Annotated in this window: 20 protein-coding genes and 1 riboswitch; of the genes, 4 read left to right on the top strand and 16 right to left on the bottom strand. The window is 31.9% G+C overall.

Annotated features, from left to right (window positions below; genetic code table 11):
* Nucleotide 1 precedes the first annotated feature (1 nt).
* The 4 genes from ACFVRR_RS09630 to ACFVRR_RS09615 form a co-directional block, all read right to left on the bottom strand.
* Complete coding sequence (locus ACFVRR_RS09630) at nucleotides 2-1,126, bottom strand: ABC transporter permease (RefSeq protein ID WP_387327556.1); 1,125 nt, start codon at nucleotides 1,124-1,126, stop codon at nucleotides 2-4.
* Between the two features lie 36 nt (nucleotides 1,127-1,162).
* Nucleotides 1,163-2,098 (bottom strand): ABC transporter ATP-binding protein, encoded by a 936-nt coding sequence (locus tag ACFVRR_RS09625; protein ID WP_097974651.1) that lies wholly within the window; start codon nucleotides 2,096-2,098, stop codon nucleotides 1,163-1,165.
* Nucleotides 2,099-2,254: 156 nt separating this feature from the next.
* A complete protein-coding gene (locus ACFVRR_RS09620) occupies nucleotides 2,255-3,358 on the bottom strand; it encodes a sensor histidine kinase (protein ID WP_387327553.1) in 1,104 nt (367 codons plus the stop codon).
* Nucleotides 3,359-3,374: 16 nt separating this feature from the next.
* Nucleotides 3,375-4,016, bottom strand: coding sequence for a response regulator (locus ACFVRR_RS09615; protein WP_387327550.1), 642 nt, complete (start codon nucleotides 4,014-4,016; stop codon nucleotides 3,375-3,377).
* A 437-nt stretch (nucleotides 4,017-4,453) separates the two neighbouring features.
* Between ACFVRR_RS09615 and ACFVRR_RS09610 the strand changes: the two genes are divergently transcribed.
* Nucleotides 4,454-4,882, top strand: coding sequence for a hypothetical protein (locus ACFVRR_RS09610; protein WP_387327547.1), 429 nt, complete (start codon nucleotides 4,454-4,456; stop codon nucleotides 4,880-4,882).
* A 6-nt stretch (nucleotides 4,883-4,888) separates the two neighbouring features.
* Here ACFVRR_RS09610 and ACFVRR_RS09605 read toward each other — a convergent pair whose 3' ends face one another.
* Complete coding sequence (locus ACFVRR_RS09605; RefSeq protein WP_387327544.1) at nucleotides 4,889-5,875, bottom strand: zinc-dependent alcohol dehydrogenase family protein; 987 nt, start codon at nucleotides 5,873-5,875, stop codon at nucleotides 4,889-4,891.
* 205 nt (nucleotides 5,876-6,080) lie between these two features.
* Between ACFVRR_RS09605 and ACFVRR_RS09600 the strand changes: the two genes are divergently transcribed.
* A complete protein-coding gene (locus ACFVRR_RS09600; protein WP_069033413.1) occupies nucleotides 6,081-6,380 on the top strand; it encodes a hypothetical protein in 300 nt (99 codons plus the stop codon).
* Nucleotides 6,381-6,458: 78 nt separating this feature from the next.
* Here ACFVRR_RS09600 and ACFVRR_RS09595 read toward each other — a convergent pair whose 3' ends face one another.
* The 3 genes from ACFVRR_RS09595 to ACFVRR_RS09585 all read right to left on the bottom strand — a co-directional run bounded on the left by ACFVRR_RS09595 (nucleotide 6,459) and on the right by ACFVRR_RS09585 (nucleotide 9,518).
* Nucleotides 6,459-7,031: a TetR/AcrR family transcriptional regulator gene (locus tag ACFVRR_RS09595; RefSeq protein WP_387327540.1), complete on the bottom strand. Its 573-nt coding sequence runs from the start codon at nucleotides 7,029-7,031 to the stop codon at nucleotides 6,459-6,461.
* Between the two features lie 17 nt (nucleotides 7,032-7,048).
* Nucleotides 7,049-7,741 carry an MBL fold metallo-hydrolase gene (locus tag ACFVRR_RS09590; protein ID WP_387327537.1) on the bottom strand — a complete coding sequence of 231 codons (693 nt, stop codon included), beginning with the start codon at nucleotides 7,739-7,741 and terminating at the stop codon, nucleotides 7,049-7,051.
* A 307-nt stretch (nucleotides 7,742-8,048) separates the two neighbouring features.
* Nucleotides 8,049-9,518 (bottom strand): amino acid permease, encoded by a 1,470-nt coding sequence (locus ACFVRR_RS09585; protein ID WP_387327534.1) that lies wholly within the window; start codon nucleotides 9,516-9,518, stop codon nucleotides 8,049-8,051.
* A 199-nt stretch (nucleotides 9,519-9,717) separates the two neighbouring features.
* Nucleotides 9,718-9,895: riboswitch (Lysine riboswitch) on the bottom strand.
* A 201-nt stretch (nucleotides 9,896-10,096) separates the two neighbouring features.
* Between ACFVRR_RS09585 and pdxK the strand changes: the two genes are divergently transcribed.
* The gene (gene pdxK / locus ACFVRR_RS09580; RefSeq protein WP_387327531.1) at nucleotides 10,097-10,912 is read left to right on the top strand and encodes a pyridoxine/pyridoxal/pyridoxamine kinase; all 816 of its coding nucleotides are present in this window, start codon (nucleotides 10,097-10,099) and stop codon (nucleotides 10,910-10,912) included.
* Between the two features lie 407 nt (nucleotides 10,913-11,319).
* On the opposite strand, the gene ACFVRR_RS09575 is transcribed toward pdxK, so the two are convergent.
* Nucleotides 11,320-11,529 carry a hypothetical protein gene (locus ACFVRR_RS09575; RefSeq protein ID WP_387327528.1) on the bottom strand — a complete coding sequence of 70 codons (210 nt, stop codon included), beginning with the start codon at nucleotides 11,527-11,529 and terminating at the stop codon, nucleotides 11,320-11,322.
* A 195-nt stretch (nucleotides 11,530-11,724) separates the two neighbouring features.
* On the opposite strand from ACFVRR_RS09575, the gene ACFVRR_RS09570 reads away from it, so the two are divergent.
* Entirely contained in the window at nucleotides 11,725-12,042 is a 318-nt protein-coding gene (locus tag ACFVRR_RS09570) for a hypothetical protein (RefSeq protein WP_387327525.1), read from the top strand.
* Between the two features lie 224 nt (nucleotides 12,043-12,266).
* Here the strand turns inward: ACFVRR_RS09570 and ACFVRR_RS09565 are convergent, their stop codons facing one another.
* The 7 genes from ACFVRR_RS09565 to ACFVRR_RS09535 all read right to left on the bottom strand — a co-directional run bounded on the left by ACFVRR_RS09565 (nucleotide 12,267) and on the right by ACFVRR_RS09535 (nucleotide 18,212).
* Nucleotides 12,267-12,860, bottom strand: a complete 594-nt coding sequence (locus ACFVRR_RS09565) for a YdeI/OmpD-associated family protein (RefSeq protein ID WP_387327522.1) — start codon at nucleotides 12,858-12,860, stop codon at nucleotides 12,267-12,269.
* A gap of 270 nt (nucleotides 12,861-13,130) precedes the next feature.
* Nucleotides 13,131-13,838 carry a nitroreductase family protein gene (locus ACFVRR_RS09560; protein ID WP_387327519.1) on the bottom strand — a complete coding sequence of 236 codons (708 nt, stop codon included), beginning with the start codon at nucleotides 13,836-13,838 and terminating at the stop codon, nucleotides 13,131-13,133.
* 200 nt (nucleotides 13,839-14,038) lie between these two features.
* Complete coding sequence (locus ACFVRR_RS09555) at nucleotides 14,039-14,461, bottom strand: RrF2 family transcriptional regulator (RefSeq protein ID WP_084006839.1); 423 nt, start codon at nucleotides 14,459-14,461, stop codon at nucleotides 14,039-14,041.
* Between the two features lie 407 nt (nucleotides 14,462-14,868).
* Nucleotides 14,869-15,495 carry a class I SAM-dependent methyltransferase gene (locus tag ACFVRR_RS09550; protein ID WP_387327515.1) on the bottom strand — a complete coding sequence of 209 codons (627 nt, stop codon included), beginning with the start codon at nucleotides 15,493-15,495 and terminating at the stop codon, nucleotides 14,869-14,871.
* A gap of 89 nt (nucleotides 15,496-15,584) precedes the next feature.
* Nucleotides 15,585-17,096 carry an MDR family MFS transporter gene (locus ACFVRR_RS09545; RefSeq protein WP_387327512.1) on the bottom strand — a complete coding sequence of 504 codons (1,512 nt, stop codon included), beginning with the start codon at nucleotides 17,094-17,096 and terminating at the stop codon, nucleotides 15,585-15,587.
* 105 nt (nucleotides 17,097-17,201) lie between these two features.
* Entirely contained in the window at nucleotides 17,202-17,381 is a 180-nt protein-coding gene (locus ACFVRR_RS09540) for a hypothetical protein (RefSeq protein WP_097974623.1), read from the bottom strand.
* A 288-nt stretch (nucleotides 17,382-17,669) separates the two neighbouring features.
* Nucleotides 17,670-18,212: an MFS transporter gene (locus ACFVRR_RS09535; protein WP_387327509.1), complete on the bottom strand. Its 543-nt coding sequence runs from the start codon at nucleotides 18,210-18,212 to the stop codon at nucleotides 17,670-17,672.
* Between the last annotated feature and the right edge of the window lie 4 nt (nucleotides 18,213-18,216).

Here is an 18,216-nt window from a genome sequence, read left to right as displayed (position 1 = left end):
CCTACAGCCCCTCCCTTCTTTGTAGAGAAATAGATGCAAGAAATAGGAAAAATAAAGAAAAACCTATATTAAAGACAAGCGCTGGGATAGCAGCTGACAAGTCGTTTGCATAAATAATTTTTGTAATTGCAGTATTAACCCATGTAAGTGGTGAAAGCTGAGTAATGAATTTTAAAATCCCACTAGTATCGCCCAATTTAAAGTAAGCTCCACCAAAAAATGAAGATAGCTGCACAACAATCATGATGATTGCTCTAGATGATGCATTTGATTTCGTTATATAGCTTACAACCAAGCCTAAACTAATTGATAGAAGAACTTCCGTAAATAAAACAATAAAGACTAATAATAGATGGTTACCCCAGTTGGCTTTAAAAAAGAATTTACTGAAATAGACAACAACAATAATGCACAGAAAGTTAGCAACTAAACTTCCAAGTATTTTCCCTATAAAAATCTCAAATTTAGAAATAGGAGAAACGATTAATCGATCAGCCGTTTTTCTAACTCTTTCTCCTGTGATCAATTTACTTGCAGACATAGCTGCATAAAGAACAATCATAGTCGTCATTGCAATCGCGTAATAATCCATCGAACCTGGCTGTTTATTTGATGCAATCGATGTGTCCTTAATATAATCATCCTGAGAATTACCTAAAAAGACATCTTTAACTTGAGTTGGATCGACTTTTGCAACTTCCACGCTAACATTATATTTATCTACAAAAGAAGATAACATTCCTTGAATAACACTACCCTCAACACTGTTTCCTTCATTAATATAAAGCTTAATTTCGTTATTTTGAATAGAAATATAGCCATCATAATGATTTCGTTTCACTTCATTCTCACCATTTGTATTACTCGCAGCTTTTTTAAAATGAATTCCAGACTTTTTCGTACTTTTAATTAATTCGTTAAAATACTGCGAAAACTCACCAGTTGTTGATTGATCTTTATATAAAACATGCACATCTTTAATCGGGACGGTTGTTGAAAAAGCATTTGAAAGTGAAGTACCTAAGACAAGCATTAAAATGATTGGAAATGCTAACATAAAAAATAAGTTCCTTACATCTCGAAAGTCACGCTTAATTTCCATGAAAGCAATATTAAAAATATTCAAGCTAATTGCCTCCTTATTAAATAATTTTCCATAAAGTTAATCACGTAAATTTCGACCTGTTAATGTAAGGAAAACAGTTTCTAAGTTAGGCGCATTTTCCTGTAATGAACTGATTTCGATTTCATTATTAATAAAATGTTGAATAATTTTATTTAAATTATTCACACCATTATCTGAAGTAATCGTAATAACATTATCTAAAATATGAACGTTCTCAACACCATTAATCGCTTTAAGCTCCGTAACATCAATATTTTCAGTCGTTTTAACTTCAATTCGAATATCCTTTGTATTCGTAATAATCGATTTAAGCTGTTCCTTTGTTCCTTCAGCGATAATTTTTCCATGATCAATAATCGAAATACGAGAGCATATTTCTTCAACTTCTTCCATGTAATGGCTCGTATAAATGATTGTACAGCCCATTTCATTAAGCTTACGTACACTATTAAGAATATAGTTTCGTGAATGTGGATCAATTCCAACAGTTGGTTCATCCATAATAATCAGTTTAGGTCGGTGTGCAATCGCACACGCAATATTTAACCTTCTCTTCATTCCACCAGAGAAATTTTTTGGATAGTCCTTAAATTTATCTTCTAACCCTACAAATTGTAATGCCTCTTCTACTCTTTCATTTAATTCCGAACCTCTTAAACCATATAGTCCAGCGAAAAATCTAACATTTTCATAGGCAGTTAAATCTTCATAAATAGCTAAGTCCTGAGGTACCATTCCAATATTCATTTTTGCGAATTTACTATTCTTCTTACTGTTTTTTCCTAGGATTTCTACAGTACCTTGATTACTTCGAAGTAGCCCTGAAATAATATTAATTGTCGTACTTTTTCCCGCTCCATTTGCTCCAAGAAATCCGAAAATCTCTCCTTCTTCAATTGATAAAGACATATTATCTACCGCTATAAAATCCCCGAACTTTTTAGTTAAATTTTTTATCTCTAAAACTTTCATCCTCTCACCTCTTAAGCTTTGTGTATGATGCTATTATAAGCAAAAGGGTGAACTAATATCAGTGTATTAGTTCACCCTTTTCACATGAGAATATTCATGTTTTTATTTAGGCAAAATCATGATGGACTTAATAGAAATTCATATCACATGTTGAAATTATTGGATTGGAAGCAAAGTTGTAACTGAAAAACCATCATGACCATCCACTATTATTTTCCCGTTTATAGCCGCAGTTCTCTCTTCCATCCCAATAATGCCTAAACCTTTTTTAATTTTAACTTTCCCTTTACCATTGTCTTTTACATTTGTTTTTATCATTTTATTCATGACATGTATTTCAATCGAAACCTCTGTAGCATTTGCATATTTCATTGTATTTGTTAAAGCCTCAACTACATTTTCTTGAATTACTTTCCATTGGATTGGCGTAATAAAGTCGAGATTCCCTTTATAGACAAACAATGTTTTTAAATCATGCTTAGCAGAAAATTCATCTATGAATAATTTCATATGATGAATTCCCATTTGTTCAGTTGGAGGCTTCATATTTTTTAAAGTAAGTCTTATGTTTTCAATTCCGTCCTTTGAAATATTAATCGCATTTTGAAGCAATTCTAATGCTTTGTCTTGATTAGTACTCATTAAATGTTTAGCTGCTTCCATTTGATATAGCGCACCTGTCATTGAATGCCCTATTTTATCATGTATTTCTTGAGAAATACGATTTCGTTCCTCCAATTTAAAGGTATATTCCGATTGCTCAATAAACTCATTATGGTTATTTATCTTTTTTGACAGCTTTTGAATCGTTCTCCTCATTTTGTCAATTTGATCTTCTTTAAACCGTAATCTAGTGTTATACAAATTAAAAAGAGAAAAAACGATAAAACTAAATAATGAAATTAATCCATAAATAGGCTGTAAAGAATTAGATAAGTAGAAAATTGGAAATAGTGCAAGAAAGCAACCAATCCATTTTTTCGAAGTAAAAAAAGAAACAAGCTCTAAGATCGACATTGGCAGTAGTAAAAGAAATAATGGCTGAATCTTTAAACTGGAATAGACAATTAAACAAATTGATAAGATTAGTAAAAATTTTATCAACGATCTATTTTTTATTAAGTAAAGACTAATATTTAAACAAAAATAAACTAGTAATGCAAATAGTAACCAAGAGAAATTAGAAATTTCTTTTTGAATACAAATTAGAGCTAAATACAAGATTACAACGAGTTTATTTAAAATAATCCAACGCTCCATATGTAACTCCCTCGCGTTAGTCTACTTTCCCAGTAATATAAAAAATAGCAATTTGTGTTCGATGTTCTAGCCCAGTTTTTCCGAGAATTGAAGTAATATAGTTAGCAACTGTTCCTTCAGAAATATAAATTTGCTTAGAAATTTCCTTATTCGAAAACCCTTTTGCAATTAAAGCTATTACATCTAACTCTCTTTGGGTAAACAAACTCGTATCGATTTTCGTATCTGTTGTACTTGCATTACTTGATAAATTCGTTCTAATTTTATCTAGTACTAAATCTTGCATGACTGTATTTCCATGATAAACACTTTTAATCGCTTCTCGAATTCGTTCTGGTTCATTATTTTTTAATAAATAGCCCTTTGCTCCATTTTTAACAGCATCAATAATGTATTCATCATCATCAAAAGTCGTTAAAATAAGTGGCTTTGTTTTAGTTTGCTCGGAAATATGCTTCGTAGCTTCTACGCCATTCATATTTGGCATTCGAACATCTAAAAGCGCAACATCTACCTCATTATTTTGACAATATTTTAACGCTTCATTCCCATCATTTACTGTTTCTAATACTTCAAACTCTTCATAAGAGCTCAATATGATTTTAAGCCCTTCCCTTATAAATGAATTATCATCAGCAATAATTAATTTTATTTTCATTTGAATAGAGGGAGAAAATTTCTACCTCGTTTTCACATCCTTTATTCCACGAATTATATTTCCATTATATACCACTACTGACTAAATACCATGAGAACAAAAAGATTAATCTTATTGATTTCGCGAACAAATAACTTAATTACATAATTTTATTGTTTTACGAAGTCTCTCATTTTGTGAAATTTTTCACAAAATATTCAATAGTTAAAGTAAAATATCTCAAAAAATTTAGTAAAATTTAATTGAGCACTCTGTTAAATTTTACTAAAAAATATTTGCCCTTAAACTTCTTTGTTTATACTTCTACCGGCTTCAAAAAAGTTACAAATAGGTTAACACCTTAATTAACGCCAGCAAAATAGAAAGATAACTTCTTCCCTTATTAAGTTAGTAAATAGTAAACATTAAAAGTCTTATTAAAGAAGAAAAAAAAGTTCATGAAAAAACTTAATACTAAAAAAATACTTATTACATTTATATTGGTGTTTTTAACTAGTAGTTGTAATTCCCCAAATAAGACATTTTTATTGAGAGGTACATTTTTATGTAATGAACTGCCTTTTGAATCAATCGTCTTTGATCCAGAAAATGATTATACATTTTATTATTATTACGAAGATTTACAAGGTAATGGAAAATTAGATAAAGGAAACTATTTAAGAAAAAAAGAATCCCAGTATAATATACAAAGTTCGATTTTTAATAAGGTAAAATTCACTTATAAAAATAGTGGATTCAAAGTTATGATAAATGAAAAAACTTATTACTTTAAACAGATTGATGTAAAGCCATATATCCAAACAAATTATGAAAGTAGGAAGTTTGATTATGAAAAAAATCCCCAAGCATATGCAAAAGGGATTTAAATAGTTTTACTTATTTTCAATTAATACTTTACCATATTGTACTTCATTATTTTCAAAGTAATCATGAGCTTCCTTCACTTGATCAAATGTAAAAGATTTAGGATTGATTAGTGGTTTTAGCTTACCTTCTTCAACTAAAGTAGCAATTTTATTTAATATAGCGCTATGTTCTTTGCGCCCTTCCTCTGTTTTTTGAGTAAGTAAAATAAAAATTACATGTAAAGATAAAGATTTGTTATGTAAAAGTGTTAAATCATGCGTAGAACGTGCTGCGATTGCTAGAACAGTACCTTTTGGTTTAACTGCAATAAAGGATTTATCTAGGTTTTCTTTACCGACAGTATCAAAAACAAGATCAAAGCCTTGCCCATCCGTTAGGCGGTTAACATATTCTTGGACTGACTCTTCCTTGTAATTAATGACATGGTCTGCACCTAGCGCTTTAACTAAATCAGCTTTTTCATTCGACGAAACAGTTGTCGTAACAGTAGCTCCAAAAGCTTTCGCCAACTGGATAGCTAGATGACCAACGCCACCTGCCCCGCCATGAATTAAAATATGATCACCTTGTTTTAAATTACCTCTGTCAAAAAGTGCCTCCCATGCAGTAATAGCTGTTAGTGGTAAACTTGCAGCTTCTTGAATTGGTAAATTTTTTGGAGCTTTAGCAATTACTGTTTCTTCTATTAAAAAATAATCTGAAAGAGTACCCGTAAAGACATTTAAACCGAAAACAAAATCTCCAACTGAAAAACGTGAAACATTTTCACCAACTTCAACAACTTCACCAGAAAAATCACTATGTAAAATCATCGGAAATTTAGGATTGAACGCATTTGGTACTATTCCTTTTCTAATCTTTGTATCAATTGGATTGATACTAGTCGCAGAAACTTTAACTAAAACTTGATGACCAGATGGCTTCGGTATTGAAAGTTCAATATTTTTAAACTCAGAGCTATCTCCATATTGGTGAATAACAATTGCTTTCATAATAGGCCTCCTATGCAAAATAGAAAATATTATTAAGTCATTTTATCATACATCAGATGGAAAAAAATACAATTTTGACTTGAAATTAAAATCATAAGGTTTTGATTATAAATGGTTAAAAATTTATAATTTATATTGTTTTTTCACATTGATTCAGTATAATCAATATTAATCTTTTAATCTTAATTCATGGAGGAAAATGACTATGGTAAACAAATTAGAGGAATTAAATGAGAGAAATACGTTAAACCATAGAAATATTGTAAAGTATGTAAAACACGTCTTTGATGAGTTAGACTTAAAAGTTAGAAGATTTCGTGAAGAAACAGCAATTAAGGCAGCTCATCATGCAAAACCAGATTTAGAAGAAGAAAAATTATTTTATAACAATATTCACCATATGAAGACGTTACTAATTGACGTATTAGAACGTACTACTGAAGATCTTGAACATATGGGAGATAAAAACTGGAATAAAAACTTCAAAGACGGCGTAAACGCGTAATTTTAAATAAAAGCGTATTTTCTCTATAAATTCAATAAATAAGGATAGGAAGGTAATTAAACCTTCCTATCCTTTTGATTATTTCTCTATATCCGGCTTCAAATTTCTTACATAATTTTTCAATACAAAAAGTACACTTTCATCAATTGGAATATTTATACCAAATCCATCACTTTTTTCAAGCGAAACAAAACCATGAAGTAAACTTCTTAAACCTCTTACCGCATGAATAAGTTCAATATCCGATAAATTAAATGGTTTCAATAACTCATAGATTAAGTTCAATATTTTATTGCCAGTTAAATGATAATCATCACCTGGTGTTTGAGACGGAGATAAGGTAGCTTTATATAAACCAGGATGGGTTCTAGCATAATCAAGATAAGCAAAAGCTAATGCAAAAATTGCTTTCTCATTATTTTTACCTTCAACCGATTCACGAAGTTTTTCATAAAGTTGAGTAATCCCATGTAATGCAACACTATTTTTTAGTTCATCCAAATTCTTAATATGATTATAAATCGATGGTGGTTGAATCGTTAGCTTCTTTGCAAGATAACTAATCGTTAAAGCCTCCCAGCCTTCTGTATCGACAATTTTAATTGAAGTACTCAGTAATTGATTAAAATTCAATCCAATCCTTGGTGACATTACGAATTCCCCTTCACTTACTGCTTTTTAAGAGCACGGTCAATTGCTTCTTGTGGATGACTTAACATCGTACCATGACCTACTGCTAATAATGTAGGTTTTAATTCACTAATTTTCTTAGCACTATTTAAAGCAGCATCTTTATTCCATGTTGCCATTGAAGGAAAAGGAAATAAAATTTTCAATTGACCAGAGATTGCAAAACCACCTCTTAATGAAAAGGCATCACCAGCGATGATAGCATTTGTGCGTTGATCTAAAAATGCCATTGAACCAGGTGTATGCCCGGGAACTTCAACTGCTATTAAAGAACCAATAGTGTCTCCTTCCTGTAGTAAGCGATCCGGAATAGTTTCGATATTTTTAGGGACGCCACCTTTTATAGGCATATTTGCCTCACTAGTTTCTAAACTAGTGTCTCCTTTTAATAATTTTGCATCCCTTTTTGAAATGGAGACGACTGCATCAGGAAGTAGTGATTTTAATTGATCAAGCGCTCCAACATGGTCACCGTGCGCATGCGTTAAAACGATATTCGTAATTTTTTTGCCGATTTGATTAGCTGCTTCAATAATTTTAGTCGCACTAAAGGATAGTGCTGTATCAATTAACGTAAGTTCGTTTTCTTCTTCAACTAAAAAACAATTTACAGGAAAGAAATTGGGTAAAAAGCTCAACTCATAAAGATAATTATTTTTCGTAATCTTCATTTTATACCCTCCTAATAATAAAAACTAATACCTTTAGTTTTATAATACTAAAGGTATTAGTTTTTGTGAACAAAAATTCCAAATTTACATAAAAATCGGTTAAAACAACTAAAAAACCCTTCCATCTAAGATGAAAGGGCTTCAGACTGCCCGAAAACGCTCGCTTTCTTCGTTGCTTCGCCTGCCTGCGCGGTGCTCATTACCGTCTAGGGTAACTCCGCTCCTCACCAGGCTTCGCGCCTCGAAAGACAAGAGCTCGCAATCAGTCTGAAAATCAAATTTTTAGTACTTTTTCTACATGTTGATATTATTTTCTAGATAAATCCATCTCTTTATAAGAAACAACTTTCGTTTTGTGTTTAAATTTATAACCTAACCAAACAATTAAAAATACAGGAATTCCAATGTATGAAACAAGTACACCTTGCCAATCAATTGCCTTACCAGTGAAAGCTTGCCAGTTTTGAGCTAGTACAATAAATAAACAAGCTAAGAATGCTAAGATTGGACCTAGTGGGAACCATTTTGCGCGATAAGGTAAATCTTTTAAATCCTTTCCTTGAGCAACATAAGCCTTACGGAAACGGTAATGAGAAATCGCAATACCTAACCAAGCAAGGAAACCTGATAAGCCTGATAAATTTAATAACCAAGTATACACTTGACCTTCACCGAAAAATGAAGATAAACAAGCAAGTGAACCAACTGCAAGTGTTATATATAAAGCATTTGTAGGAACACCATTTTTATTTACTTTTGTTAAGAATTTAGGAGCTTTTCCTTCAATTGCTAAAGTATATAACATACGAGTAGATGCGTATGTTCCACTATTACCTGCCGATAAAACTGATGTTAAAATAACTGCATTCATTACAGAAGCCGCAAATGCAACACCTAATTTTTCAAATACTAAAGTAAATGGACTAACAGCCACATCGTTTTTCATTAGACCAGGATCTGTATAAGGAATTAATAAACCAATTACGATAATAGCGAATACATAAAATAAAAGGATGCGCCAGAAAATTTGACGGATAGCTTTTGGAACATTTTTTTCTGGATGTTCTGTCTCACCTGCTGCAACACCGATTAGCTCTGTACCTTGGAATGAGAAACCTGCAACAATAAAGATTGATAAAACACCTAAAAATCCATTATGAAACGGAGCATCTCCAGCAGTAAAGTTTTTGAAACCTGCATGATGTCCACTGATAATGCCAAAAATCATTGCAATACCAACAACTAAAAAGACAACTACAGTTACAACTTTAATTAATGAAAACCAAAACTCTGATTCACCATAGCCTTTAACTGAAAGTAAATTTAAACCTAATATAATCACTAAAAAGATTCCGCTCCATAATACTGCTGGAGAATGAGGGAACCAATATTTCATCAGCATTGCTGAAGCTAATAATTCAAAAGCTAAAGTGATTGCCCAGTTATACCAATAATTCCAACCCATAGCAAAACCAAATGCTGGATCAACATAGCGAGATCCATAAGTACTAAATGAACCCGAAACTGGCAAATAAGTCGCCATTTCACCTAAACTAGTCATTAAGAAATAAACCATAATACCAATTAGTCCGTAAGCTAAAACAGCTCCGCCAGGACCAGCTTGACTAATTGAAGTTCCACTAGCTAAAAACAATCCTGTCCCAATTGAACCACCAATTGAAATCATCGTTAAATGTCTTGCTTTAAGGCCCCTTTTTAAAGAACCATCGTGAGTATTCGATACTACTTTATCATTCTTAGGGTTTGTTAGTCCCATCTTATTGCCTCCTCTTGATTCTTGCAATCTTATCTTTACGCGAGAATATGGGACGGTATAAAGTGTTGTATGATGTGTATTTTACTCAGTATTTTCGTCATTATGTAAAGAATGGAAAATCTGGTAAAATACAAAAAAACACGTGAAGCAATGTTCACGTGTTTAAGACTCAATTATATGTGTCAAACAACATCAACATCTCTTCAATAGCCCTCCACAAGAAATCTTGTGACAGTCCTATGCTTATTCAGCAATAGGCCCAGTAATAAATTTAAATGGTAAATTTATTACTTCGGCAGTTTCACCTTTTATTACTTTTCACAGGTACCATAAACCTCAAAGTAACGACTAATCAAAACTGCGCCTCTATCCAAACGAGATAAAGATCATATTAAATTAATTTTTATAAACTCAATATACAATCTATTAATCTAGTTTGTCAATAGAATTTTCGACAAAAACAGACTTTACCTAAGAGATGTATCTCTTGATTTTCGCCTCAGGATACTCATGTCTTGTACCTAACACTTATGTTTTTGTATAATAATTCTATATACTTCAAAGGAGGAAATTTTCACATGACAATTTATAAAGCATTAACACTTGCGGGATCTGATAGTAGTGGTGGAGCTGGATTACAAGCTGATATTAAAACGTTTCAGGAACGTAATGTTTATGGCATGAGTGCAATTACAACTTTAGTAGCGATGGATCCTCATAATCATTGGCATCATCAAGTATTTCCAATTGATATAGATACAATTGCAGCACAATTAGAAACAATCATTGTTGGCGTTGGAATTCAAGCAATGAAAACAGGTATGCTTGGTTCAACTGAAATAATTGAGCTAGCAGCAAAAACAATAAAAAAACATAATATTGATCGAGTTGTTGTCGATCCAGTTATGATTTGTAAAGGAAATGACGAGGCTCTTCACCCAGAGACAAATGATGCATTAAGAGAAATTTTAGTACCTCTTTCAACAGTTGTAACACCAAATTTATTTGAGGCAGCTCAATTAGCTAAAATGGCTCCAATCTGCACTGTTGAACAAATGGAAGAAGCAGCACGCAAAATCCATGAATTAGGTGCTAAATATGTTTTAGTTAAAGGTGGAAGCAAAATTCAGCATGAAAATGCAATAGATGTATTATTTGATGGAGAAAAAATCGAACATCTAGAATCTGATAGAATCGAAACTACATATACTCACGGTGCGGGTTGTACTTATTCGGCTGCGATTTGTGCAGAGCTTGCTAAAGGAGCAGAACCAAGAGAAGCAATCTACACTGCAAAGAAATTCATTACTGAAGCAATTCGTCACTCATTCCCACTTAATCAATACGTTGGTCCAACAAACCACATGGCATATCGATTACATGGAGAAGGCTAATATCAAATAATGGGGCTGTCTCATAAGTCAGGTTAACTGACGTATGAGGCGCTCTTTTTTAATTGTAAAAAAATGGTGAATGTACTGAAGCTGGTATGATTTTTATCAAAAACTAGAAAATCTGTTCCAAGTCTGAATAAAAACTTGATAAAATCTGCTATTTATCCTACTATTGTCTAAATTTGAGGACATAATACCTTAACTGGTATGGGTAATTTAAAATTTTATTTGCGATTCCTTGGAATTTAATTGCAGTTTCGCTAAATTTATTTGCGATTCCCTAATTTTAATTGCCGTTTTGCCAAATTTAATTGCGGTTTTCAGATTTTATTTGCGACTCACGATATTTTTTATTTTAAAGAATAAAAAAAGGGCAAAGGTTTCCCTATACCCTATGTTCCCACTTTTCACTTAACGAACCCTTTAATTGCCTTAAATGCATTTCTTCCTTTGAAGTAAACAAATCTTTCCCATTTAGCTAGTAAACCATTTCCATTTCCACCATTTTCAATCTGAAGCGCGTGTTGTTTATGAAACTCAGCAACTCGTTCATTATGTTTTGTATGCAAAGTGTTTAAACGCTTATGAAGATGTATTGCCTGTTTGTTATGTCCCATATAAATTCAATCCTCCCTTAGTTAATAGCTTAAATAATTTATAAATAGCTAGAACATACAATTATATAATTAATTTCTACTTTATTTCCTACAACCTTTTACACTTTCAATACTTTAAAAACCAAGTAAAAATTACCATAATTTAACATTTTTTATGTATTGCATGTTATTATATATAGAAAGGAAGTGAATTTTATGAGAAAAAATATTTTCATATTAATGATAACATTTATGCTTCTTTCAGTAATTGGTTGTGAAAAAAATAATGACGAAAGTATCCAAGGCATTGCATATGCTAGCCTAACTAGAACTGAACAGGCTGCGTTAAGTGATAAACATGGGGTCGTTAAAAAAGTAGAATCCATACCGAATAATGCTACAATATTTAATAAAAACTATCATAAAGATAAGCTATATTCTGTTACTTTTAATGGAGATAATCCTGAAGAGAAGATCGTTATCTATATAGATAATAAGACAAACAAAAAAGTCGGAATGATTGGTGGGGATTAATTTTTTAATCCATTCAGACTGCCCGCCAAATGCTCGCTTTTTTCGTTGCTTCGCCTGCTGAGCGGTGCTCATTACCGTCTAGGGTAACTCCGCTCCTCATCAGGCTTCGCGCCTCGAAAGACAAGCGCTTGCAATCAGTCTGAAAAACAAGTTTTTTGTACTTTGGCTACACACTAAAAGAGCAATATTAATCGCTCTTTATTTTTTTATTTGTTTTAATAAAACTAATCATTTAATCCTTTTCCATCGAGAATTTGACCAATGTATTTCTCAACCCTAGACGTACGTGTTTTTGATTGTTTTGGTTGAGAAAAATAATAAATATAAGCTCTTTGACGTCCTGGCGTTAATGCTTCAAAAGCCGTTTTTAAGGCCGGAATTTCATCTAATTTAAGTTGTAATTCTTCAGGAACTTCATAATCTGAAGTCTTTTTTAATTCTACTTGCAAACCTGCTTTTTCCACTTCAATTGCTTCTTTAATATAGTCCTTTAAAACGCTTTCCATTTCAATTATTTCCTGAATATTGGTGAACCGAATCTGACGAGCTGATTGTACATTTTCTGTTTGTTGAATCAGAATGCCTTTTGGATCTTTTAACAACGCACCTTTGTGAAACAGAAGTGCACAATATTCTTTAAAACCATGAATTAAAACGATATTTTTATTATCAAGTGTGTAACAAGGATGCATCCATTTAAAATCTTCAGTCAGTTCACAGTCAATGACGATATCTCTTAACTTATAAAATTCCTCTTGCCACTTTTTCGCTCTCAATAAAAATGCTTCAACTTTAGGATGCATATTATTATTTGTCATCGATAAACACCTCTTATTAATTCCACTTTTTTAGCATTACATAATTATAAATTAATGTACAACATGAAAAATCTTCATTTTAAATTTTACTATACATGTTTTTATAATACCACTCGGATTGGCTCATCTACTTTATTCTTAGCTAGTTAACACTGGATAATTAGTCCCCTCCAAAAAAGTTATTCTTTAAACGGATGCAAATTTCCTTCAATCAAAAAAAGAACAGGTCAAAGGTTTCCCTTATCCCTGTTCTACATATCTTCTAAGTAATTAGTACTGATCCCAAGCAACAACTTCATCTAAAGTTAAACGAACTTTTTCGAAGCCTGCTTTGATTCCTTTACCAACTGAAATTAACATAACTGGTTTGAAGTTTGCTGGTACATTGAAAGCTTCTACAAATTTCGCTTGGTCAAATCCACCCATTGGAACTGTATCTAAACCTTTTGCTTTTGCTGCAAGCATAAATTGCATTGAAACTAATCCACCATCAACCATCGCAATTTTTGTTGCAATTTCTTCTGGTAAACCACCGTAGTTTTTCACGATTGATCCTACGTAGAAGTCTTTCACTTCCTGAGTCATCATACCTTTTTCAACTAATTCATCATAAATGCGATCTGCATTTTTGTATGCTTCTGTATCACCTAAAACAGCGATTACCGCAGAAGCATCCACAACTTGTTGTTGGTTATTAGCGATTGGTAATAATTTTTGTTTAGTATCTTGGTCCTTAATAACAAGGAATCTCCATGGTTGTAAATTAGAAGAAGATGGAGCTTGAACTGCAATTTCTAGTAACTCCTTAATTTCATCATCAGACATTTGAAAGCTTGGATCGTAGTGACGAACTGATCTTCTTTCCTTTGCTACAGTAAAGAAATCCGTACTATCAAGTTCTTTTGGCGCTTCTTTACCAAAATCAATTTCGTTTACTTTATTTAAATACTCTTCTTTTTCAGATTTAACATTAGACATATTTAATCTCTCCTTAATTAACTGTATTCTTTATAAATACAGTATATGACTTTAACTGTATAAAAGTCAACTACAGTTTATAAAAAAATAAAATCGAAACATTTTAGTTTCGACTAAATTAGAAAACATACTAATAATTGATTTTCAAACTGATTGCGAGTTCGTTTGGTAGGCCATCTGAAACTAGTTTCGATTTTATTTTATCCATTTTCCTTTGGTAATAAGTCTGAAATTGTTTTCTTTGCGAGACCTTCAACAAGCCAGCTTTCCATCTCATCTTTTAAATCATATAAAGCAGATCGTGTAGATGGTGTAAAACATTCCTTACTATTTACATCTAAAAAGCCTTTTGAATATGGATCTGATCTCATCGCATCATATACATCTTTTAAAGTAATTTCATTAGCACCTCTGGCTAAATAATATCCACCATCTCGTCCTTCTTTAGCTGAAATAATGCCTGCCTTAACTAAATTAGCAAGAATTTTTCTTAAAAAAGTAGATTGTGCTTCAAGTTTTTGAGCTAATACTGCGCTTGGACAAATTCCATCTTGCTCCGCTAAAACTAGTAGAGATTGCAGTGCTAGTCCAAACCACTTCGTACTAGAAACCTTATCTTTCAAGATCATTCACCTCAGTTACTAGTCTAAACTATTTTTTGAAAAAGACAACCTAATATAAAATTAAACCAAAATTTTCACCCTTGTTTAATTCACGATTAAAACTCACTACTTTAACTCACATTGAAACCAAATTGAATCGCCACCCATTATCACTTTACAATCAATAAAATGCTTTCTCTTTGAAGATTTGAAAATATAGGATGAATTTGAACTTTACAAATTATATAAAAATGAAATGAAAAACATCGAATAAAAGTAGAGAACCTACTCTTTATACAGAGTAGGTTCCTATTTTAAGCAGCCTTATACCTCTTTTGCTTCTGAAATTAAATAGCAATAATGTGGAGACAACATTATAGGCAGGAAAATCATCACAAGTGATTTTTACTATTTTAAATTTCTAATTATCATTTCTTTTGACATTTCACCATCGTAAATTTAAACGGAGGTTTACTTTCCATATTCTTATGTGGTTCAAGAATTTCGGAAACTTCAATCAATCCATAGTCTCCAAATTCTTGCTTGATCCAGTTAGAATCATAAAAGAACATTTTTATCCCTTCCATTATTTCAAAGTAATCTTTATCTAGCTGTTTGCCTTTTCCGTACATTGGTGCATCTTTTGAAATTGTAGTAAATACCATATAGCCATTCGGATTTAACTGATTATAGCAATCTTTAATAAACTTTTCTCTCTCTTCTTTATTCAATAAGTGAATAAGTGCGTAACAAAATATACCGTCATAAAGCTTTTGATCAAAAGGCATGTCGGTAACTGAACCATGAAAAATAGTAAAATTAATTCCATTTTGTCTTGCCAATTCAATCGCTGTTTTTGATATTTCAATACCTGTTACGTTTATTCCATTGTCAGTAAAAATTTTTGCGTTTCTACCATATCCAATCCCCGGAATCAAAACATCCTGAACTTTCTCTTCAAGGAAAAAGTCCTTTGTTAAAATTGCGGAGTCTGAAGGTTCAAATCCCCACATCATTTGATTTTCTATAAAACTCGATTCCCAAATTTCTGCCATAACTAAAACCCCTATCTAAATCATTCAATCTACTTACCCAATTGTGTTCAAAAAAAGAAAGACCTAAGGCCTTTCTTTTTTATTTCTATTTATGACGCATTGCTCTTAGCCATTTCTTTATCTGATAAACGCTCATTACCCATTAAGAAAATTGAAATCAATGCTAATCCTACAGGAACTAATGTCCAAAGGAATGTATGAGCAATAGATGTTGAAAACACGTCAGTAATTTTTGTCAATATTGGTGCAGGAATCAATTTGGCAGCTTCAGGAGTAAAGGCTTGATTAATATTCGAAAAATCCTGAGGTGCTCCACTTTTTGCAAATGCATCAGCAATTTTATCAGTAAATACATTTCGTTGAATAACTCCAAAAACAGTAATACCAACTGTCATTCCTAAAGCACGAAGGAATGCGTTAGTTGAACTTGCAGAACCACGATTTTCATTATCAAAATGATGCATCGCAGACATACCAAGAACTGAGAACGATGCCCCTACACCAAATCCAACAATGATCATATAAACGATCACTTGGAATTTAGACGTATCAGGTGTTAAAGTACCTAGGGAAATAATACCTGCTAACAGAAGCACAACTGATCCGACCATAATATTACGATAACTAGTTTTATTTGCTAAAGTTCCACCAAATGCGGCAGAAATACTTACACTCACCATCATTGGTAATAAAACTAAACCAGAATTCGTAGCTGTTCCACCTTGAACAAACTGGATAAAGATTGGAATATAAATAGTTGCAGCAATGAATGCCGCTCCATAAAATAAGCCAACAAAGTTACTCGCAGCAAACAGACGATATTTAAACATGCTAAACGAAATAATCGGCTCAGCTGCTTTACGTTCAATAAATAAAAAGGCAATAAGGAAAACAGCAAATCCAGCAAATAAACCTAAAATTTGAACTGAATCCCAAGCATATTCTTTTCCACCTAGTTCAAGTGCAAACATTAAACATATGATACTAATAATAAATGTTGTTGCACCCCACCAGTCTATTTGTTGCTTTGTGTGGTTTTTTGACTCGACATAAAAATAACTAATTAGTCCAAGTGTTAAAAGTCCAAAAGGAATATTAATATAGAAAATATATCTCCAGTTAATATAATCCGTAATATAAGCGCCAATTAAAGGTCCAAGAACACTTGATAACCCAAAAACAGCACCAAAAACACCACTCATTTTACCACGCTTTTCAACAGGAAACACATCCCAAATAATTGAAAAAGCAATTGGCATTAATGCACTTCCACCAATACCTTGGATTGCACGATAAATACTAAGCTGAATAATAGAAGTCGCTGTTCCACAAAGAACTGAACCTAAAATGAATAGAATAATTCCTAACATAAAAAATCTTTTTCTACCGTACATATCAGAAAGTTTACCGAAAATTGGCATCCCAGCCATTTCTGTAACTAAGTAAGCTGATGTTACCCAAACAAATTTATCATAGCCACCTAAATCTTTTAATATTGTAGGCATTGCCGTAGAAACGATTGTGTTATCAAGGGAAGCGAAAAATATCCCAAGCAATAACGCAATCATAACAGGAACCAGTTTTGTTTCCCTTTTTTGCATGACCATCTCTCCTTTACATTTCAAGCATAAAATTTAGCTATTCTTTCGAGGAACTTAGTCTGATGAAGAGCTATCCTTTGGCAATTATTAGCACAGCCGTCAAAATCAGTCTTTATTAATGTATAAAATAGCATTACTTAATAGACCTAAACCTATTCCAATTCCAAAACCAATAAATCCTCCTACGACTAAATGTGATGTAAAATAACCTACACCTAAACCAATCGTTAATCCTAAAATTACAAAAGCAGCATAAAAAATCCCTACAGCTTCCTCATGTCTCATAATATATAATCATTCCTTCCATACAATTTAACTTCACATAAAGTAATGAATGTCTCCATAAATACTTTAATTAATTTAAAGTTAATATAACATTGTTTCGTTACTTAAACAATATATAAATTTAAATTTATTATTTTATTTTTATTAAAAACAGTATTTTATATGTAAATCATGGTACATATTCATTAACTAAATTGTATAAAAAGGAATATAACAACGTTACGCACAAAAATTACCTATAAAAACAAAACATTGTTGTGTTAGTCTGAATTTTAATAATAAACTTCATTACTTAGGACCAGTCTGCCCCATGCTCCTTATCATTTTATAACAAAGACCAAGTGCACTTATTAAGAATAGCCAAGCTGCTAAATGAAACATAAATTGAATATCAATTGATTCAAGTAAAGTTCCAACACCTATAATACAAATAGCAGTTACAAAAGAAGTCCAAAATAAGTAACTCCTATAAAAATCGGATGAAGCGTTCATAAATAATTTCTTTTCAGCGATCTTGAATAACGCAGTAAATCCTCCAAATAAAACTTGCCCAATATAAACAATCTTTATATTATCGATTAAAGGCAGTGAAAAAAACAATAAACAGCAAAATAATGAATGGAATATCATTAATAAAAATGGTGAAACCCGGTCAACGAATCGGCCACCAAAGTATACAACCACACTTAAACTTAATGAAAAAAGTCCATATAATAAACTAAATACGTCATACGCATCTCCTATATTCCTTAAGAAGAGGACATAATATGGAAATACTAAAGAGCTACTAAATCCAATAATACTAAGTAATGCAATTAAAAAACGGTTCATAGGA

This window comes from Gottfriedia sp. NPDC057948 (assembly GCF_042887255.1).
In the GTDB taxonomy this organism is placed as follows: domain Bacteria; phylum Bacillota; class Bacilli; order Bacillales; family Bacillaceae_G; genus Gottfriedia.
This window is presented reverse-complemented; position numbering and strand designations above follow the sequence as displayed.